This window comes from Gordonia effusa NBRC 100432, assembly GCF_000241305.1.
GTDB lineage: Bacteria > Actinomycetota > Actinomycetes > Mycobacteriales > Mycobacteriaceae > Gordonia > Gordonia effusa.
This window is the reverse complement of record NZ_BAEH01000053.1, coordinates 1-18214: the sequence shown is the minus strand read 5'-3', so window position 1 is coordinate 18214 and position 18214 is coordinate 1. Positions and strand designations below refer to the sequence as shown.

Here is an 18214-nt window from a genome sequence, read left to right as displayed (position 1 = left end):
TAGATCAGATCGGGATTGCGCGAACCGTTTGCGTCGGCCTCGCCGCGCACGACGACATGGTCGTCCCACACCTTCTCGGCGAGGGTGCGTGGTTGGCTGGAGTTGTTACTCATATAGATCGCACCTTGGTTTTTCGTCAACGGGGCACCGATGCCAGCGGGCTGATGTCCGTCGAAAACGCCGGGGCAATCATTTGGCATCTCACTATTTGGACAGCTAGTATCGGTCTATGGGACAGACTACCGCATCGCCACCGGTTAGCGGAATCGGGGTTTTAGACAAATCCATGTCCGTGGTGCGCGCGGTTGCCGACGCGCCGCGCAATCTCACCGAACTGTGCGAGGCCACGAAGTTGCCTCGTGCCACCGCACACCGACTGGCGATCGGACTCGAGGTGCACCGCATGCTCGCTCGTGACGCTGCCGGTCGCTGGATCCCCGGACCGGCGCTGGCCGAGTTGTCGGCGACCGCAACCGACCCCATCAACGAGGCCGTGTTGATGGTACTGCCACGCCTGCGGGACATCACCGGCGAATCGGTGCAGGTCTATCGCCGGGAAGGATCCGAGCGAGTGTGCGTCGCCGCGATGGAGCCAGCAACCGGACTGCGCGATACCGTTCCGGTCGGCAGCCGACTACCGATGAACGCCGGCTCGGCCGCCAAGGTCTTACTGGCCTGGGCCGAGACTGCCACCCAGCGAGCTCTCCTGCCCGACAGCACCTTTGGCGAACGCGCCCTGGTGGAGATCCGACGTCGGGGTTGGGCGCAGAGTGCGGGCGAACGCGCATCGGGCGTTGCGAGCGTGTCTGCACCCGTCCGCGATGCGGACGGCGAAGTCGTCGCAGCCATTTCTGTTTCTGGGCCGATCGACCGGATCGGCCGGCGCCCCGGCGCGCGATGGGCAGCCGACCTAGTCGCCGCCGCGGACGCTATTCACAAACGGTTGGCCTCGCCGCACTGAGTGCGCACCGTTGGTCGAGTGCCTGGCGAGGCCAGCCACACCTATCGCCGGTCGAGTGCCCGCGAGACGCCAGCCACACCCCCTCCGCTGGTCGAGTGCCCGCGAGGCGCCAGCCCACACCCTCCGCTGGTCGAGTGCCTGGCGAGGCGCCAGCCGAGCCAGGTGTATCGAGACCACCCGCACCACACACGCTGCCGCCCAACACTTTTCGACGCCACCTCACCAAGTCTCGATACACCGGCGGGCTCGCAAGCTCGCACGACGGCACTCGACCACCAGTGGCAGCTGGTCGAGTGCCTGGCGAGGCGCCAGCCGAGCCCCCTCCGCTGGTCGAGTGCCTGGCGAGGCGCCAGCCGAGCCAGGTGTATCGAGACCACCGCCGCCCAACGATCGGCCCTGGCGACTCGCTCGGTAATGTGCGGTTATGGGTGCCAATCAACGCAATCAGATCGTCATGACCGACGAGGAAATCACCGAATTTCTCGATCGCAGCCGAACCGCGACCCTCGCGACCACCGGCCTCGAAGGTCGGATCCACCTCGTCGCGATGTGGTACGGCGTCATCGACGGCGAGTTGTGGTTCGAGACCAAAGCCAAATCCCAGAAGGCCGTTAACCTACGCCGCAATCCCCAAGTGTCAGTCAGCATCGAAGACGGACTGACCTATGACAAGTTGCGCGGCGTCGCCATCGAAGGCACCGCTGAGATTTTCGACGACCCCGAGCATTGCCTGCTCGCCGGCATCAGTGTGTGGGAGCGCTACAACGGCCCGTATTCCGACGAACTCAAGCCCGCCGTCGAGCAGATGATGAACAAGCGTGTCGCGGTTCGCGTTGTGCCACAACGCGTCCGATCTTGGGATCATCGAAAACTGGGACTACCCGAATTGCCATTGGCGGGGTCGACCGCACCCTATGTGTGACCTGCTCAACCTCAGCACAGCCAAAAGAAAAGTCCCTCCCGAGCTCGGGAGGGACTTTATTCTTGTAGCCCCGACGGGATTCGAACCCGCGCTACCGCCTTGAGAGGGCGGCGTCCTAGGCCGCTAGACGACGGGGCCATAGAACTTCCAATTGCTCGCGTTACCTTACGGCATTGTGAACTTTGGATGCTCGCTGGGGTACCAGGACTCGAACCTAGAATGGCGGTACCAGAAACCGCTGTGTTGCCAATTACACCATACCCCAAGGGATAACCCCTTCTAGGCCGTCAGAGTTACCCTGACGCCCTCGATTGGGCCGAGAAAGAGGTTATCACCACCGCCACGTAAACGCACAAACGTGCAGTTCAGAGCTTATTTTGCTAATTGTCGACGCTAGGCGGTCACTGCGACGTCGGCAGCCGCGCGCAAGCGGGCCAGACTCCGCTCCCGACCGAGCAATTCCATCGACTCGAATAGCGGCGGAGATACCTGAGACCCGGTGACCGCAACCCGTACCGGTCCGAAAGCCTTACGCGGCTTGAGTTCCAGTCCGTCGATCAGGGCGGTTTTGAGAGCCTCTTCAATCGATTCGGTCTTCCAGTCGATGAGCCCGTCGAGCGCACCGATAGTGGCATCGAGTACCGGCTTGGCGTCAGCACTCAGGTTCTTCGCAGCCGCCTTCTCGTCGATCGCGAAGTCAGCATCATCGACATAGATGAACGAGACGAGGCCCCAGGCGTCGTCGAGGACTTGGATCCTGGTCTGCACCAATTCCGCCAGCGTGGCCAGCGTGGCGTCGTCGACCGGCTCGGTCAGATAACCGCGATCCAGGAAGAATTTCTTGAGTCGCGCGGTGAAGTCGCCGAGCTCCAAGCGTCGGATGTGCTCGGCATTGATCGCATCGGCCTTCTTCTGATCGAAACGCGCCGGATTCGACTTCACCTGTCGCACATCGAAAGCCGCGATCATCTCGTCCAACGAGAAGATGTCGTTGTCACCGTCGAGACCCCAGCCGAGCAATGCCAGGTAATTGAGCAGCCCCTCCGGGATGAAGCCCCGCTCGCGGTGATGGAACAGGCTCGACTGCGGGTCGCGTTTGGAGAGCTTCTTATTACCCTCCCCCATCACGAATGGCAGATGCGCGAACTCCGGCACGGCTTCGGCGACCCCGATACGGATCAGAGCCTGATACAGCGCGATCTGCCGCGGAGTCGACGACAACAGGTCTTCACCGCGCAAGACGTGGGTGATTTTCATCATCGCGTCGTCGACCGGATTGACCAGGGTGTAGAGCGGATCACCGCTCGCCCGGGTGAGCGCGAAGTCGGGCACGGTGCCGGCCTTCGCCGTAATAGTGTCGCGGACGAGGTCGGTCCAGACGATGTCCTCGTCCGGCATACGAAGGCGCACAACGGGTTTGCGCCCTTCGGCGAGATACGTCGCCCGCTGCTCGTCGGTCAGGTCGCGATCGAAGTTGTCGTAGCCGAGTTTGGGATCACGGCCCGCCGCGCGATGGCGTGCCTCAACTTCTTCCGGCGTGGAGAACGCCTCGTACGCCTCCCCCGCTGCCAGCAGTTTGGCCACGACGTCGAGATGGATATCGCGCCGCTGCGACTGCCGATAAGGCGCATACGGACCGCCGACCTCGGGGCCCTCATCCCAGTCCAGACCGAGCCACCGCAATGCGTCGAGGATTGCCGAGTAGGACTCTTCGCTGTCACGCGCGGCGTCGGTGTCTTCGATCCGGAACACGAAGGTTCCTTCGGTGTGGCGCGCTTGGACGAAGTTGAACAGAGCGGTGCGTACCAACCCCACATGCGGGGTTCCCGTTGGTGATGGACAAAAACGAACGCGTACTGCGGAAGTCATGCTCTAACGGTAGCCCAGCCCTGACTGCTGGAAATGTCCCCGTGGCGCGAGCAGACGCTATATGAGCGTCTGCGCCCACCACGGGGACATTTTCAGTGATCTAACCCAGCAACAAACTCGAGCAGAATCCGGTTGACCTCCGCCGGCTGCTCTAGGTAGCCGAAATGCCCCGCCTTAGCCACTTCTTGGAACTTCGCGCCGGGAATGGCCTCGGCGACTTCCTGGGCGAGATGCATGGGCAAAGTTCGATCGTCGGAGAAGCCGACGACGAGCGTGGGGCGGGCTATCGCGCGGTATGCATCGAGGCGGTTGGGCTCGGCATTATGTAATTCGTATTGGGCGCGCACCCCGGGGCTCACCACCTGTGGCGAATAGCCGATGATATCGAGCCAGTCGCGAGCCGATCGGTCGTCGTTGAGGGTATGCGGCGACAAGTTGAGGTGCGCGGTGATCGCCGCTTCGTACTCTTTGGGAAGGGTGATCTTGTTGTCGTACAGGGCACGCTCGCCGGCCGAGATCGCGCTCTGTAATGGCGTACTACGGCCGTAGGTGGCGATCATCACTGCCGCCTTCACGACGTCGGGCCGCGCGAGCGCCAGTTCTTGCGTGATACGTGCGCCGAGCGAAGTGCCGACGACGACGGCCGGCCCAGCGGCGATATGCTCGATGAGCGCGGCGGTGTCGGCGACCATGTCGGCAATGGTGAAACCGTCGGGACATTCCGACGTCGGGGCGATGCCGCGATTGTCGAAAGTGACCACTCGGTAGCCCGCCTTCACCAACGCGGGTTGCTGATGCGCCTTCCACACACGGCCCGGGCTGCCGGTACCCATAACCATCACGATGAGTTGTCCGCTGCCTCCAGAATCCTCGTACGAAATGTCGATTCCGTTGAGTCGCGCGGTTTGCGGTGAGATTCTCATTACTTGTCGACCACCGGATTGCTCAGTGTCCCAATGCCTTCCACCGTGACCGAGACGCGCTGTCCGGACGTCATCGGGCCGATGCCGTCGGGCGTTCCGGTCAGAATTACATCACCGGGCAGGAGGGTCATGACGCCCGAGATCCACTCGATGATGGCGCCAACGTCGTGCAGCATCAACGAAGTACGTGAACGTTGTTTGACTACACCGTCGAGCTCGGTGCGCAGTTCGACGTCGGCGACGTCAACGTCGGTGGAAATCCACGGGCCCAGTGGGCAGAACGTGTCGTAGCCCTTCGCGCGGGTCCACTGTCCGTCGATGGCCTGCTGATCGCGGGCTGTGACGTCGTTGGCGACCGTATAGCCGAGAATCACATCTTTCGCCTGCGACGCCTTGACGTCTTTGCACGGCCGGCCGATGACGACGGCGAGTTCGCCTTCGTAGTCGACGCGTTCTGACGACGGCGGCCGCACAATTGGCACTTCCGGTCCGATGATCGACGTGTTGGGTTTGATGAAGATCACTGGTTGCTCTGGCGGCGTCGAACCCATTTCCGCGGCGTGCGCCGCGTAATTCTTGCCGATGCAAATCACCTTGCTGGCCAAGATAGGCGCAAGCACCCTGACATCGGCTAGCTGCCAACTACGCCCCGTGAACGTCGGGGTGCCGAATGGATGTTCGGCGATCTCCCGAACGGTTTCAGCGCCCTGTTCACCCTCAACAGAGACGAAGGCAACGCCGTCGGGACTCGCTATTCGACCTAAACGCATGTACTTCAGCCTATCCCAGATGCCGAGACACATTTCGACAAGGGCCTCAGTCGTGTTCTAACATATGGAACATTAATCCCATTATTTGAGACTATTGAGTATTTCGGAGGTGAATGTGACCACCGCGACAGCTACTCGCGAGGTCGGATCGGCCCGGCGCTGGAGCATCCTGGCAGTATCGATGCTCGCCGCCCTTTCAACGGCATGCGTCGTGAACGGCGGCGCGTTCCTCATCCCCGAACTTCAGCGCTCGACGGGGATCAGCCTGCCCACCGGTTCGACGCTGGCGATGATGGCATCGGTCGGACTGATGATTACGACGGTGCCGTGGGGTGCCGCACTGGATCGGTACGGAGAGCGCGCCATCTTGCTGCTGTCGCTGGCCGGCACCGTCGTCGCAACCGTCGGAGCTGTTGTGGCAGCAGCGATGTCGGCGCCGATATGGGTATTGGGCATGACGTTGTTACTGGCCGGTGCCAGCGCGGCGTCGACCAACGGAGCTGGCGGACGCATCGTCGTGGGCTGGTTTCCCGCCGAGCAACGCGGCACTGCGATGGGCATCCGGCAGATGGCTCAGCCGTTGGGGGTCGGGGTCGTGGCGATGACCGTTCCGGTGCTGGCTCATCATTTCGGGCTCGCCGCCGGAATCGCGGTGTTCCCAATTGTCGCGGCCGTGGCGTTGGTATTGAGTACGGCGGTGATCGTCGATCCTCCGCAGTCCACCAAAGCTTCTGGCGAGCAGGTACCAAACCCATACCGGCACAACAACTTCCTCTGGCGCGTCCACGGCGTCAGCGTGCTGCTAGTCATCCCGCAGATGGCATTGTGGACCTTTGTTCCGGTGTGGCTGATGGTAGAACGCGGGTGGGCCCCGGCGACTGCCGGAGTCTTGGTGACTGGCACGCAAATCGTTGGGGCACTTGGGCGTATCGCTGCAGGGCGATGGTCGGATCAGTGGGGTTCGCGGATGCGGCCGATCCGCATTATCGCCGCTGCGGCAGCAATTTCGACCATGGCACTTGCCGTGACCGACTTCTGGAACAGTCCGGCGGCAATCGTGATCATGGTCGTGGCGTCGGTAATCACGGTCGCCGACAACGGATTAGCGTTCACGTCGATCGCTGAATTCGCGGGGCCGTCGTGGAGCGGGCGAGCTCTGGCCATTCAGAACACGATGCAGTACCTGGTCGGCTCGGCCGCAGTCCCATTAATCGCAACGACGATTGACGATGTCGGATACCCACTCGCATTCGCGATCGTGGCAATCACGCCGCTAATCGCGCTGCCACTGGTGCCGCGCGATCCAAAGTAGCCACGGCTCCAGGGCGCGTGCCTGGCGAGGCGTTAGCCGAACCCCTCCGCTGGTCGAGTGCCTGGCGAGGCGTCAGCCGAACCCCTCCGCTGGTCGAGTGCCTGGCGAGGCGTCAGCCGAGCCAGGTGTATCGAGACCACCGCAACCGAAATCCCCTGGCCACCTTGACATCCCACCTCACCAGGGTCTCGATACACCGCCGAGCTCGCAAGCTCGCACGACGGCACTCGACCATCACTGGCGGCCAGCCGAGTATCTGGCGAGGCGTCAGCCGAACCCCTCCGCTGGTCGAGTGCCTGGCGAGGCGTTAGCCGAGTCAGGCGTATCGAGACCACCCGCGCGGCCGACGCCGACTCCTGTTAGAGACGACCTCGAATGCTCGCGCCGACTTCGGTCGTTGTCCGCGGGGTCTCGCCGCGTTCGGCCAGATCCGCGGTCACCGCTGTTTCGACCGTCACCGCTTCGTTCTCATAGCCCAAGTGACGCAACAGCATTGCGGCCGACAGGATGGCAGCGGTGGGGTCGGCCTTGTTTTCGCCGGCGATGTCGGGAGCCGAACCATGTACCGGCTCGAACATCGACGGATTGGTTCCGGTGGCATCGATATTGCCCGACGCGGCCAGTCCGATGCCGCCGCCGATCGCCGCGGCGATATCGGTGATGATGTCGCCGAACAAATTGTCGGTGACGATGACGTCGAAACGGCCGGGATCGGTAACCAGATAGATGGTCGCCGCATCTACGTGGCAGTAATCGGTTGCCACATCGGGGAATTCGGGTGCGACCTCATCGACGGTGCGCTGCCACAACGAGCCCGCGTAAGCGAGCACATTGGTCTTATGTACCAACGTCAGCTTCTTGCGACGCGTCTGCGCGCGCTCAAAAGCGTTGCGCACCACACGTTCCACACCGAATCGCGTGTTGACGCTAACCTCGGTCGCCACTTCGTGCGGCGTGCCGACACGCAGCGCTCCACCGTTGCCGGTGTATGGGCCTTCGGTCCCCTCGCGCACGACGACGAAGTCAATCTCGGGATTGCCCGCAAGAGGTGAAATGACACCGTCATAGCGCTTGGACGGTCGCAGATTCACATGATGATCGAGCGCGAACCGCATCTTCAACAGTAGGCCGCGCTCAAGGACACCGGCCGGCACCGAACGCGGATCGCCGATGGCGCCCAACAGGATTGCGTCATGCTCACGCAGCGAATCCAGATCGGCGTCGGTCAGTAACTCACCATTGCGGAGATAGCGTCGGGCGCCAAGGTCATATTCGGTTGTCTCGACCTTCGGCACGACAGCACGTAGCACGGCTAGGGCTTCATCGACGACTTCCGGCCCGATGCCATCACCGGCGATAACGGCAAGCTTCAGAGACGAACTCGTCACGACAGATCCACCTGCGCGATTAGGGTGGCCGACACGGCGCCGCCGATGGCAGCGATCACATCGTCGGCAATCACGTTGTTCACGCGGAGCAGCACGGTCGCGCCTTCCCCTTCGGCGTCCTGAGACAGACCAGCCGCGAGGATATCGATTCCGGCGTCACCGAGCAGGGTGCCGATCTTGCCGAGCGAGCCGGGTTGGTCGCTGTAGCTGACGATGAGGTTCTGACCTTCGGCACGCAGGTCGAAGTTGCGGCCGTTGATGTTGACGACCTTCTCCACCTGACGCGGCCCGCTGACCGTGCCCGACACGTTGTGCACAGTGCCATCGGCCAATACCGCCTTGACGTCGACAACGCTGCGGTGATTGGGGCTCTCGGTAGCGGTGGTGACTTCGCTGGTCACGCCACGCTCGGCGGCGACGGCCGGTGCGTTGACGAAGGTTATGGGGTCTTCGAGCACGGCCGAGAACAGGCCGCGCAATGCCGACAGTCCCAACACATCGACGCTGCTCGACGCCAACTCTCCACGGACATCGACGACGATCGATGCCGGTACTTCGGGACTGATCACACCGATCAGCACACCGAGCTTGCGGGCGACTTCGAGCCACGGGGCCACCTCGTCGTCGACCGCACCGCCGGTGATGTTGACGGCGTCGGGGACGAAGTGTCCGGCCAGGGCAAGGCGCACACTCTTGGCGACGTCTGTGCCAGCACGGTCCTGTGCCTCGCTCGTCGACGCACCGAGATGCGGCGTGACAACGACCTCCGGCAGCTCGAACAGCGGTGAGTCGGTGCACGGCTCGGTGGAGAACACGTCTAGACCGGCACCGCGTACCTGACCGGACTTGATGGCATCGGCGAGCGCCTGTTCGTCGATCAGTCCACCGCGCGCGGCGTTGACGATGACGACACCCTTCTTGGTGCGCGCCAACTGTTCCGCACCGATGAGGCCGAGAGTTTCCGGCGTCTTGGGTAGGTGGACGGTGATGAAATCGGCCCGCTCAAGCAGCTCGTCGAGAGTGACCAACTCGATGCCCAACTGCGCGGCGCGGGCGGCCGACACGTAGGGGTCGTACGCGATGATCTTGGTCTCGAAAGCAGCCAGGCGAGCGGCGACGAGTTGGCCGATCCGGCCCAACCCGACGACACCGACGGTCTTGTCGAAGATCTCCACGCCGTTGAACGACGAACGCTTCCACGTGTGCTCACGCAGCGTGGCATCGGCGGCCGGAATCTGACGCGACGCCGAAAGGAGCAATGCGACAGCGTGTTCGGCGGCGGTGTGGATATTCGACGTCGGCGCGTTGACCACCATGACGCCACGCTCGGTCGCTGCCGGGACGTCGACGTTGTCCAGACCCACACCTGCGCGGGCGATGATCTTCAGTTTGGAACCCGCCGCGAGTACTTCGGCGTCGACAGTGGTCGCCGAGCGCACCAGGATGGCGTCGGCGTCGACGACGGCTTCCAGCAATTTGGGGCGGTCGGGACCGTCTACCCACCGGACCTCGACATCGTCGCCGAGGGCGTCGACGGTCGAAGGTGCCAATTTGTCGGCGATCAGGACAACTGGACGGCCAGCTGAGGTCACGATTTAACTCCCGCATTCGGTGTCGGCAAGGGTACGCAGCAGTGCTGGTCGCGGCACAGGCGAGCGGCGCGAAATCTGCTGCCGCGGCTAGTCTAGTTGGCATGGTCTGGTCTGCTTGCAGGCGGTCACCTGCTGATATCGGGGCGGCAAACTACCCGAATTAGGCTTAGATCACCGCACCGGGTAGATTGTGACGCGCATTACTCACATCACAGAATGGTTGCGGCTGGGAGCCGACTGGATTCCGCGGTACAAAACCTTCAGACTTGGCCGGTACCGTGACGGTGTTTGTGTTGGCCGCTAATTCGAATGACTTGGAGACTGAATGAATAGGAAGCTGTCTGCGCTGTTGGCCATTCTGGCTGCAACTGTGCTGGCTGGCTGGGGCGCCGGTGCTGTAACCGCCGCACCCGCGAAGGCGTTTGTCGGTGGCGGTTCGGGCATCTTGGTTCTCAAGGGTGGCAATTCCGCCGCTGCCTGCACCATGACCACCGTCGGCCGCTCCAAGACTGGCAAGTTGATTGGTATCACCGCTGGCCATTGCGGCAAGCCCGGCCAACGGGTGTTCTCCGAGACTTTCCAGAACCGCGGACAGATCGGCACCATCACCTATTCGGCAAGCGATCTCGACATGGCGATCATCGAATTGAATCCCGCGAAGGTCGTACCGCTGCGTACGGTCCGCGGTGTGACGATCCGCAAGATCGACCCTCGTGCCGCGCAATTCCCGACCATCGCCTGCAAGGAAGGCCGTACCACCGGCAATACCTGCGGCGTCGTCTGGTTCTCTGAGGGCACCGCCCACTACAGCCAGATCTGCGTCATTGAGGGCGACTCCGGTAGTCCTGTCGTCGTGGGCGACCGCCTGATCGGCATGGTCAACGCCTACTACTTCACGTCTTGCATCGGACCCGAGACCGGCACCAACATCGCACCGGTGTTGGCCCGCGTCCGCGGAATCCCGGCATACGGCGGCTTCACCCCGGTGTAAACCGCTAGCACTCTCAACGCGCCCCGGACGAATTGTTCGGGGCGCGTTGCTGTTGGGGCCCCTGCTTGGAGCTCGCGGCTCGCGCCACACCAGAATTCTGGACAATAACTGTGCGCCAAGGGCAGCTTGCCCCCGGTCAGGTCTTCATATCCAGAATTTTGGGAAGCGGCGGCCTACGACGCGGTGTGGATTCCCGCTGCGACGCCGAGTAGAACAATTGCCACGATGTCGATATATGCGACTCGGCGCAACTGTTGATTGGCACCACCGACTAGCACCAGTAGATAACTGAGCATCGACGCCGCTCCACCGATCATCGCGGGCACGCGCAGCGAGTCAACAAATGCGCCGGCAATCAATGCCACACCCACGATGAGCAGGAGGACTGCCCGATGTCGGAGCAGCATCTCAACATTGCGGTCGGTGATCTCGACGTCGTACGCACGACCAACCGCACCCGGCACTACAGCCACCAGGCCGGGCACCGCGTTAATCAGACCCACTAGCACCAACAGCACCACCACTGTGACATTCATCATCGAGCTCCTCGCGTCAACGTCGGGGCCACAACCGCACCCGGTCCGTGTCATCATCGCCGACGACCGGCTCGGCGGTGGCTGAAACCTGCGGTCGGGGCGGCGTCGAGGGAGTATTCACCCCGGCATAAACCGCAGCGCGGACTTCAGCCCAGATGGACACTGCAGCCCCAGCCAAAGCGAGGGACATACTCCCCCGCACGAACGCACATCGCAGAAACCAGCACATCCACACGACAAAGGCGCCGCCGGAAATCCGGCGGCGCCTTTGTGAAAACCGTTGAAAATTAAGCAGTTTCGGTGATCGGCCGGTCAACCCAGCTCATCAGGTCGCGCAGCTTCTTGCCGGTGACCTCAATCGGGTGCTCGGCATTGGCCTTACGCAGACCCTCGAGTTCCTTGTTGCCACCCTCGACGTTGGCGACCAAACGCTTGACGAAGGTGCCGTCCTGGATGTCGGTCAGGATCGCCTTCATGCGCTCCTTGGTGCCGGCGTCGATGACGCGCGGTCCCGACACGTAGCCACCGAACTCAGCGGTGTCAGAGACCGAGTAGTTCATGCGGGCGATGCCACCCTCGTACATCAGGTCGACGATCAGCTTGAGCTCGTGCAGAACCTCGAAGTAGGCCATCTCCGGGGCGTAACCGGCCTCGACCATTACCTCAAAACCGGTCTTGACCAGTTCTTCGGTACCGCCGCACAGCACAGCCTGCTCGCCGAAGAGATCGGTCTCGGTCTCTTCTTTGAAGGTGGTCTTGATGATGCCCGCGCGGCCACCGCCGATGGCACTGGCATAGCTCAGCGCGAGAGCCTGACCTTCGCCGTTAGGGTCCTGGTCAACGGCGATCAGGCAGGGCACGCCCTTGCCATCGACGAACTGACGACGAACCAGGTGGCCCGGGCCCTTCGGTGCGACCATCGCGACGGTGACATTCGCCGGCGGCTTGATCAGGTCGAAATGAATGTTGAGACCGTGGCCGAAGAACAGCGCGTCGCCATCCTTCAGATTCGGCGCGATGTCGTTGGTGAAGATCGACGCCTGGCTGGTGTCGGGCGCCAGAATCATGATGACGTCGGCCCAGGCCGCGGCCTCGGCGCTGGTGAGCACCTTGAGGCCCTGCTCTTCTGCCTTCTCCCGCGAGGCGCTGCCCTCACGCAGGCCGAGCGCAACATCGACGCCCGAGTCGCGCAGCGAAAGCGAATGCGCGTGTCCCTGGCTGCCGTAGCCGATCACAGCGACCTTGCGGCCCTGGATGATCGACAGATCGGCGTCATCGTCGTAGAACAGTTCGACTGCCACGTTGAAATCCCTTCAGATGTGAATATCTCAATTAAGTTGTTTCTCGAATCAGCGACTTCGATTGGCGCAGTTGCCGATTCGACGAAAGTGCTACCGATTCGAGGAGATGCTTCGTGGGCCGCGACCCAACGTGACCGCACCCGATTGCGCGATCTCCCGAATGCCGTAGGGGTCGAGCATCTTGAGTAGTGCTTCAAGCTTCTCGGTGGTACCGGTGGCTTCGACGGTCAGCGACTCGGTGCTTACGTCGATGACCTTCGCCCGGAATAGATTAACGACCTCGATAACTTCGCTACGCACCGACGCATCGGCGCGCACCTTGATCATCATCAATTCGCGGGAGACCGAGTTGGTCGGATCCTGCTCGACGATCTTGATGACATTGATCAGCTTGTTGAGCTGCTTAGTCACCTGTTCCAGGGGGAAGTCGTCGACGGTGACCATGATGGTCATCCGCGACAATCCCTTCAGCTCGGTGGGTCCCACCGCGAGCGAAGAAATATTGAAGCCGCGTCGGGAGAATAGACTCGACACGCGGGCGAGAACACCCGGCCGGTCCTCGACCAGCACGGACAGGGTGTGAGTGGTCACTGGTCGTTCTCCTTTGCGGCGGCCGGGTTGACCTGGCCCATCGCCTCGTGGATGACGGCTGGCTCATCAGCGCTTTCATCCTCATCGAATAGCGGCCGGATATCGCGGGCCGCCATGATCTCGTCATTGCCGGTACCCGCGGCGACCATCGGCCACACCTGTGCGTCGGCACCGACGATGAAGTCGATGACGACGGGACGGTCGTTGATCTCGCGGGCGGCGGCGATCGTCGACGCGACATCTTCGGGACGTTCGACCCGGAACGACGCACAGCCAAGCGCCTCGGACAGTTTCACGAAATCCGGGATCATCCGCGAATGCGTGGACAGGTCGGTGCTGGAATACCGCTGGTCGTAGAACAGCGTCTGCCATTGCCGGACCATGCCGAGATTGCCGTTGTTGATCAGCGCGACCTTGATCGGGATGCCTTCGATCGCGCAGGTGGCCAGCTCCTGGTTGGTCATCTGGAAGCAGCCATCGCCGTCGATGGCCCACACCTCCGTGTCAGGTGCTGCCATCTTTGCGCCCATCGCTGCGGGCACCGAGTAGCCCATCGTGCCGAGGCCACCCGAGTTCAACCAGGTACGCGGCTTCTCGTACTTGACGAACTGCGCGGCCCACATCTGGTGCTGTCCGACGCCCGCGCAATACACGGCATCGGGTCCGGCTGCCTTGCCCAGTTCTTCGATAACGAACTCCGGCGACAGCGAACCGTCGGACTGGGCGTCGTAGCTCAGCGGGTAGGTCTTGCGGAGGCCGTCGAGATATGTCCACCACTGACTGAGGTCCTGTCCGGCACTGCCGGTCGAACGATCACTGCGCAGCGACTCGACAAGGTCGGCGATCACGGCCTTGCAGTCCCCGACGATCGGGACGTCGACCACGCGGTTCTTACCGATCTCGGCGGGATCGATGTCGGCGTGAATCACCTTGGCGTTAGGCGCGAATGACGACAACTGGCCCGTGACGCGGTCGTCGAAGCGAGCGCCCAGCGTGATCAGCAGATCCGAACGCTGAAGTGCCGCAACGGCTCCCACCGCGCCGTGCATGCCGGGCATACCCATATGCAGGTTGTGACTGTCGGGGAACGCACCCCGCGCCATCAGCGTGGTGACCACCGGAATGCCGGTCAGTTCAGCCAGCTCCAGCAACTCGGCCGACGCCTCGGCCTTGATCACGCCGCCGCCGACGTAGAGCACCGGCGCCTTGGCCGCATTGATCAACCGCACCGCCTCGCGCACCTGCTTGCCGTGCGGCTTGGTGACCGGACGATAGCCGGGCAGATCGAGCTGCGGTGGCCAGGAGAAGGTGGTCTGCGCCTGTAACACATCCTTGGGGATGTCGACCAGCACCGCGCCCGGACGGCCACTCTCGGCGATGTAGAACGCCTCGGCAATCACACGGGGGATGTCGAGCGGGTTGGCGACCAGGAAGTTGTGCTTGGTCACCGGCATGGTGATTCCGGAGATGTCAGCCTCTTGGAAGGCGTCGGTGCCGATCAGGCCCCGACCGACCTGTCCGGTGATAGCGACCACCGGCACCGAGTCCATCTGCGCGTCGGCCAGCGGGGTCACCAAGTTGGTAGCACCGGGGCCCGACGTTGCCATGCACACACCCGCACGGCCCGCGACCTGCGCATAGCCGGTCGCGGCGTGGCCAGCGCCCTGCTCGTGACGGACGAGCACGTGACGCACCCGCTGCGAGTCGAGGAGCGGGTCGTAGACGGGGAGGACCGCTCCGCCGGGAATGCCGAATACGACGTCGACGCCAAGTTCCTCGAGGGAACGCACTACCGACTGCGCGCCGCTAACGCGCTCGGGCGCTACGGTCTGCTGGCCGATCGTGCCAACTGGGCGAACGGTGGCGGCGGTACTACCCGACGCCGCGTTTGCCCCGGCAGCCGATGCTGCGGGTGTCTGTGTCGCATTGTCGTTTCCGACGGTTGGTGCGCTCACTGCGGTGTCCCATCTAGTTTGCTGGACAAGAAAAAACCCCCGACAGCGAAGCTGTGCGAGGGTGGCGCGTCGATGCTTGGAGGTCTACGAAGTGACCGGTCAGGCGGCGACGCGCCGGCCGATTACTACGAGGAGTCCTTCATGCATCACGGGGTTTACGTTAGGTCGATCGAGGTTGCTGAGTCAAACTGCTGGCACTCGAATCCCAAATAGTGGGAATTTTCGCGGCTCGTCGACGCTTTCCGCACAGTGTCAGCGTTCATCTCGGCACCGACGATGCTGGTAACGGCGGTTTCGATGCCGATGCGCGTGCCTACCATCAGCGCGGCAGTGCGACAATGGGAGCGTGTCAAAGACTGAAACCAGCGCAACCATCGATCTGCCCGTGACGATCCGCATTTCCGGCATCGCCTACCTGTCAGTTCTCATGGCTGCCTTGGTTGCGGTAATCGTCGCCGGCGTTAACCTCATAATCTTCGGCTGGGTGCTGATCCTTCCGGTGGTTCTCGGATTCTGGATTCATCGCCTGCGCACTATCGTCACCGACGACGGCCTGCGTGCCGTTTCGACGTTCCGCACAACTGAAGTCGCCTGGTCCGAACTCGATGGCCTGCAGTTTCCCAAGTGGGGACCGGTCCGCGCGGTACGCCCCGACAAGTCTTATGTGAAACTGCCAGCGGTCGGGTTTGGTGATCTTCCACTGCTATCTCTGGCGAGTCGTGGACGCATCCCCAACCCCTACGACGGCGTCGACGATCTGGCCTGAGTATCAGGTGACCAGCACGAACTCCGCGGAGTAGCCTGACAGTTAGCCCGCTCGGGTCACTGTGCCAGCGGCAAGCCTCGGCGGAATTTTCCATCCCGCGGCCGCGTTGACCCCAATCACCCGCGCGGGAACCCGGTACACCCGTACAGCCCCGCGGGTGAACGAACATCTACGACGAGGAATCCCATGCCTACCTTGAGGTCACGGACCACCACCGTTGGACGTGAAGCGGCTGGTGCACGCGCATTGTGGCGTGCCACCGGCATGACCGACGACGATTTCGGCAAGCCGATCGTCGCCATTGCGAACTCCTACACCCAGTTCGTTCCCGGTCACGTACACCTCAAGGATGTCGGTGAGATCGTCGCCGGCGCCGTCCGGGCGGCCGGCGGTGTGCCGCGTGAATTCCACACCATCGCTGTCGATGACGGCATCGCGATGGGCCACGGCGGCATGCTCTACTCGCTGCCCAGTCGCGAGATCATCGCCGATTCGGTCGAGTACATGGTCAATGCCCACACCGCCGACGCGCTGGTCTGCATCTCCAACTGCGACAAGATCACCCCGGGAATGCTCAACGCCGCGATGCGGCTGAACATCCCGACGGTGTTCGTCTCCGGCGGCCCGATGGAAGCCGGGAAGGCCGTCGTCGTCGACGGCGTGGCGCAGGCTCCCACCGACCTCATCACCGCGATCTCCGCTTCGGCGAATGACGCTGTAAACGATGACGGGCTGAGCGAGGTCGAGCGTTCCGCCTGCCCGACCTGTGGTTCCTGTTCGGGCATGTTCACCGCCAATTCGATGAACTGCCTCACCGAGGCGCTGGGTCTGGCATTGCCGGGTAACGGCTCCACCCTCGCCACCCACGAAGCGCGCCATGCGTTGTTCGAGCGGGCCGGAACCGTCGTCGTCGAGGCGGCTAAACGCTGGTACCGCGACGATGACGCGTCAGTTTTGCCGCGAAATGTGGCCTCCCCCACCGCATTTCGTAACGCAATGGCACTCGACGTCGCGATGGGCGGGTCGACCAACACCGTCCTGCACATCCTCGCCGCGGCACAAGAAGGTGAAGTCGCAGACTTCGATCTGTCGGTCATCGACAACATCAGCCGCAACGTCCCCTGTCTATCGAAGGTGTCGCCGAACTCGGACTATCACATGGAAGACGTGCACCGAGCAGGCGGAATTCCGGCCATTCTCGGTGAGTTGCGACGAGCCGGATTGATCGACGACACCGCCACCACCGTCCATAGCGGCACGATGGCACAGGCACTCGACGACTGGGATATCCGCGGCGGCAAGGCAATTGACGCGGCGACCGAACTATTCCACGCCGCACCCGGCGGAGTCCGGACCACCACACCGTTCTCGACGGCCAATCGGTGGAGTTCGCTCGACGTCGACGCCGAGGAGGGCTGTATCCGCGACTTCGAACACGCATACACCGCCGAGGGCGGATTGTGTGTGCTGCGCGGCAACCTGGCCGAGGACGGTGCGGTTCTCAAGACCGCCGGTATCAGCGAGGATCTGTGGCACTTCCAAGGACCGGCGCGCGTCGTCGAATCTCAGGAAGAGGCGGTGCAGGTGATCCTCTCGAAGACGATCCAGGCCGGTGAGGTCCTCGTGGTCCGCTACGAGGGACCGTCGGGCGGACCGGGTATGCAGGAGATGTTGCACCCGACGGCGTTCATGAAGGGCACCGGCATGGGTAAGAAATGCGGTCTGATCACCGACGGCCGGTTCTCCGGTGGATCGTCGGGCCTCTCGGTCGGCCACATCTCCCCCGAGGCCGCGGCCGGTGGCGTCATCGGCCTAGTCGAGGACGGCGATGAAATTCTCATCGACGTCAAGACCCGCGCGCTGAAGGTCCTCGTCGATGACGAGGTGCTGGCCGAGCGCCGCGCGAAGATGGACGCGTCCGAGCGACCGTGGCAGCCCAAGGACCGCGACCGCAAGGTCACCACCGCTTTGCGCGCCTACGCCAAGTTGGCGACGTCGGCGGACAAGGGCGCGGTGCGCTCGGTCGACTAACCCGCAAACCCCACTCAACAGGACATCCCCGACACCGAAAAGGTGTTGGGGATGTCCTGTTGAGTGGGGTTTGCGGAAGGGCGGGACGACTACTTCACCGGGTTGACGCCGTTGAAGACGATCCAGCTCACGATCGCTCCGGCAATACCGATGACCAGGAACGCGAGCGACCCCCACATCGGCCGCTTCGCCCAGCCCCAGCGGGAGTCCAGCGAGATCCGGCCCGGCCCGGTCAGAATCAGCGCTGCGGCGCAGACGACGAGCAACAATTCGTACTCGATGCCGTCTGCCATCGCGAAGAAGGAG

Annotated in this window: 15 protein-coding genes, 2 tRNA genes and 1 pseudogene; 6 read left to right on the top strand and 12 right to left on the bottom strand. The window is 62.9% G+C overall.

Annotated elements, in window-relative coordinates; translation table 11 throughout:
• Window positions 1-229 precede the first annotated feature (229 nt).
• Both GOEFS_RS09700 and GOEFS_RS09695 read left to right on the top strand, forming a co-directional pair.
• Entirely contained in the window at window positions 230-961 is a 732-nt protein-coding gene (locus GOEFS_RS09700) for an IclR family transcriptional regulator (RefSeq protein WP_040524856.1), read from the top strand.
• A 424-nt stretch (window positions 962-1385) separates the two neighbouring features.
• Window positions 1386-1883 carry a pyridoxamine 5'-phosphate oxidase family protein gene (locus GOEFS_RS09695; RefSeq protein WP_007317723.1) on the top strand — a complete coding sequence of 166 codons (498 nt, stop codon included), beginning with the start codon at window positions 1386-1388 and terminating at the stop codon, window positions 1881-1883.
• Between the two features lie 65 nt (window positions 1884-1948).
• Here GOEFS_RS09695 and GOEFS_RS09690 read toward each other — a convergent pair.
• The 5 genes from GOEFS_RS09690 to GOEFS_RS09670 form a co-directional block, all read right to left on the bottom strand.
• Window positions 1949-2021, bottom strand: a tRNA-Glu gene (locus GOEFS_RS09690).
• 55 nt (window positions 2022-2076) lie between these two features.
• Window positions 2077-2148, bottom strand: a tRNA-Gln gene (locus tag GOEFS_RS09685).
• 128 nt (window positions 2149-2276) lie between these two features.
• Complete coding sequence (gene gltX, locus GOEFS_RS09680; RefSeq protein WP_050949854.1) at window positions 2277-3752, bottom strand: glutamate--tRNA ligase; 1476 nt, start codon at window positions 3750-3752, stop codon at window positions 2277-2279.
• A 92-nt stretch (window positions 3753-3844) separates the two neighbouring features.
• Complete coding sequence (locus tag GOEFS_RS09675; RefSeq protein ID WP_007317721.1) at window positions 3845-4675, bottom strand: alpha/beta fold hydrolase; 831 nt, start codon at window positions 4673-4675, stop codon at window positions 3845-3847.
• Window positions 4675-5445: a fumarylacetoacetate hydrolase family protein gene (locus tag GOEFS_RS09670; RefSeq protein WP_007317720.1), complete on the bottom strand. Its 771-nt coding sequence runs from the start codon at window positions 5443-5445 to the stop codon at window positions 4675-4677. The genes GOEFS_RS09675 and GOEFS_RS09670 overlap by 1 nt, the downstream gene beginning before the upstream one ends.
• Window positions 5446-5560: 115 nt before the next feature.
• Between GOEFS_RS09670 and GOEFS_RS09665 the strand changes: the two genes are divergently transcribed.
• On the top strand, window positions 5561-6757 hold the full coding sequence (locus GOEFS_RS09665; RefSeq protein ID WP_007317719.1) for an MFS transporter: 1197 nt from the start codon (window positions 5561-5563) through the stop codon (window positions 6755-6757).
• A gap of 359 nt (window positions 6758-7116) precedes the next feature.
• Here the strand turns inward: GOEFS_RS09665 and GOEFS_RS09660 are convergent, their stop codons facing one another.
• Together GOEFS_RS09660 and serA are read right to left on the bottom strand one after the other, a co-directional pair.
• Window positions 7117-8130 (bottom strand): 3-isopropylmalate dehydrogenase, encoded by a 1014-nt coding sequence (locus tag GOEFS_RS09660; RefSeq protein ID WP_040524857.1) that lies wholly within the window; start codon window positions 8128-8130, stop codon window positions 7117-7119.
• An 11-nt stretch (window positions 8131-8141) separates the two neighbouring features.
• On the bottom strand, window positions 8142-9737 hold the full coding sequence (serA, locus tag GOEFS_RS09655; protein WP_007317717.1) for a phosphoglycerate dehydrogenase: 1596 nt from the start codon (window positions 9735-9737) through the stop codon (window positions 8142-8144).
• Window positions 9738-10062: 325 nt separating this feature from the next.
• On the opposite strand from serA, the gene GOEFS_RS09650 reads away from it, so the two are divergent.
• On the top strand, window positions 10063-10728 hold the full coding sequence (locus GOEFS_RS09650; RefSeq protein ID WP_007317716.1) for a chymotrypsin family serine protease: 666 nt from the start codon (window positions 10063-10065) through the stop codon (window positions 10726-10728).
• Window positions 10729-10901: 173 nt separating this feature from the next.
• Here the strand turns inward: GOEFS_RS09650 and GOEFS_RS09645 are convergent, their stop codons facing one another.
• The 4 genes from GOEFS_RS09645 to GOEFS_RS09630 form a co-directional block, all read right to left on the bottom strand.
• Complete coding sequence (locus tag GOEFS_RS09645; protein WP_007317715.1) at window positions 10902-11264, bottom strand: hypothetical protein; 363 nt, start codon at window positions 11262-11264, stop codon at window positions 10902-10904.
• A 287-nt stretch (window positions 11265-11551) separates the two neighbouring features.
• The gene (gene ilvC, locus GOEFS_RS09640) at window positions 11552-12565 is read right to left on the bottom strand and encodes a ketol-acid reductoisomerase (protein ID WP_007317714.1); all 1014 of its coding nucleotides are present in this window, start codon (window positions 12563-12565) and stop codon (window positions 11552-11554) included.
• 90 nt (window positions 12566-12655) lie between these two features.
• Window positions 12656-13156: an acetolactate synthase small subunit gene (gene ilvN, locus GOEFS_RS09635; RefSeq protein WP_007317713.1), complete on the bottom strand. Its 501-nt coding sequence runs from the start codon at window positions 13154-13156 to the stop codon at window positions 12656-12658.
• Entirely contained in the window at window positions 13153-15111 is a 1959-nt protein-coding gene (locus GOEFS_RS09630; protein ID WP_007317712.1) for an acetolactate synthase large subunit, read from the bottom strand. The genes ilvN and GOEFS_RS09630 overlap by 4 nt, the downstream gene beginning before the upstream one ends.
• A gap of 346 nt (window positions 15112-15457) precedes the next feature.
• On the opposite strand from GOEFS_RS09630, the gene GOEFS_RS09625 reads away from it, so the two are divergent.
• Window positions 15458-15877, top strand: a complete 420-nt coding sequence (locus GOEFS_RS09625; protein WP_007317711.1) for a PH domain-containing protein — start codon at window positions 15458-15460, stop codon at window positions 15875-15877.
• Between the two features lie 186 nt (window positions 15878-16063).
• Complete coding sequence (gene ilvD / locus GOEFS_RS09620; protein ID WP_007317710.1) at window positions 16064-17908, top strand: dihydroxy-acid dehydratase; 1845 nt, start codon at window positions 16064-16066, stop codon at window positions 17906-17908.
• Between the two features lie 89 nt (window positions 17909-17997).
• On the opposite strand, the pseudogene GOEFS_RS23430 reads toward ilvD, so the two are convergent.
• Window positions 17998-18214 (bottom strand): annotated as a pseudogene (locus GOEFS_RS23430) (DoxX family protein); the annotation flags it as partial.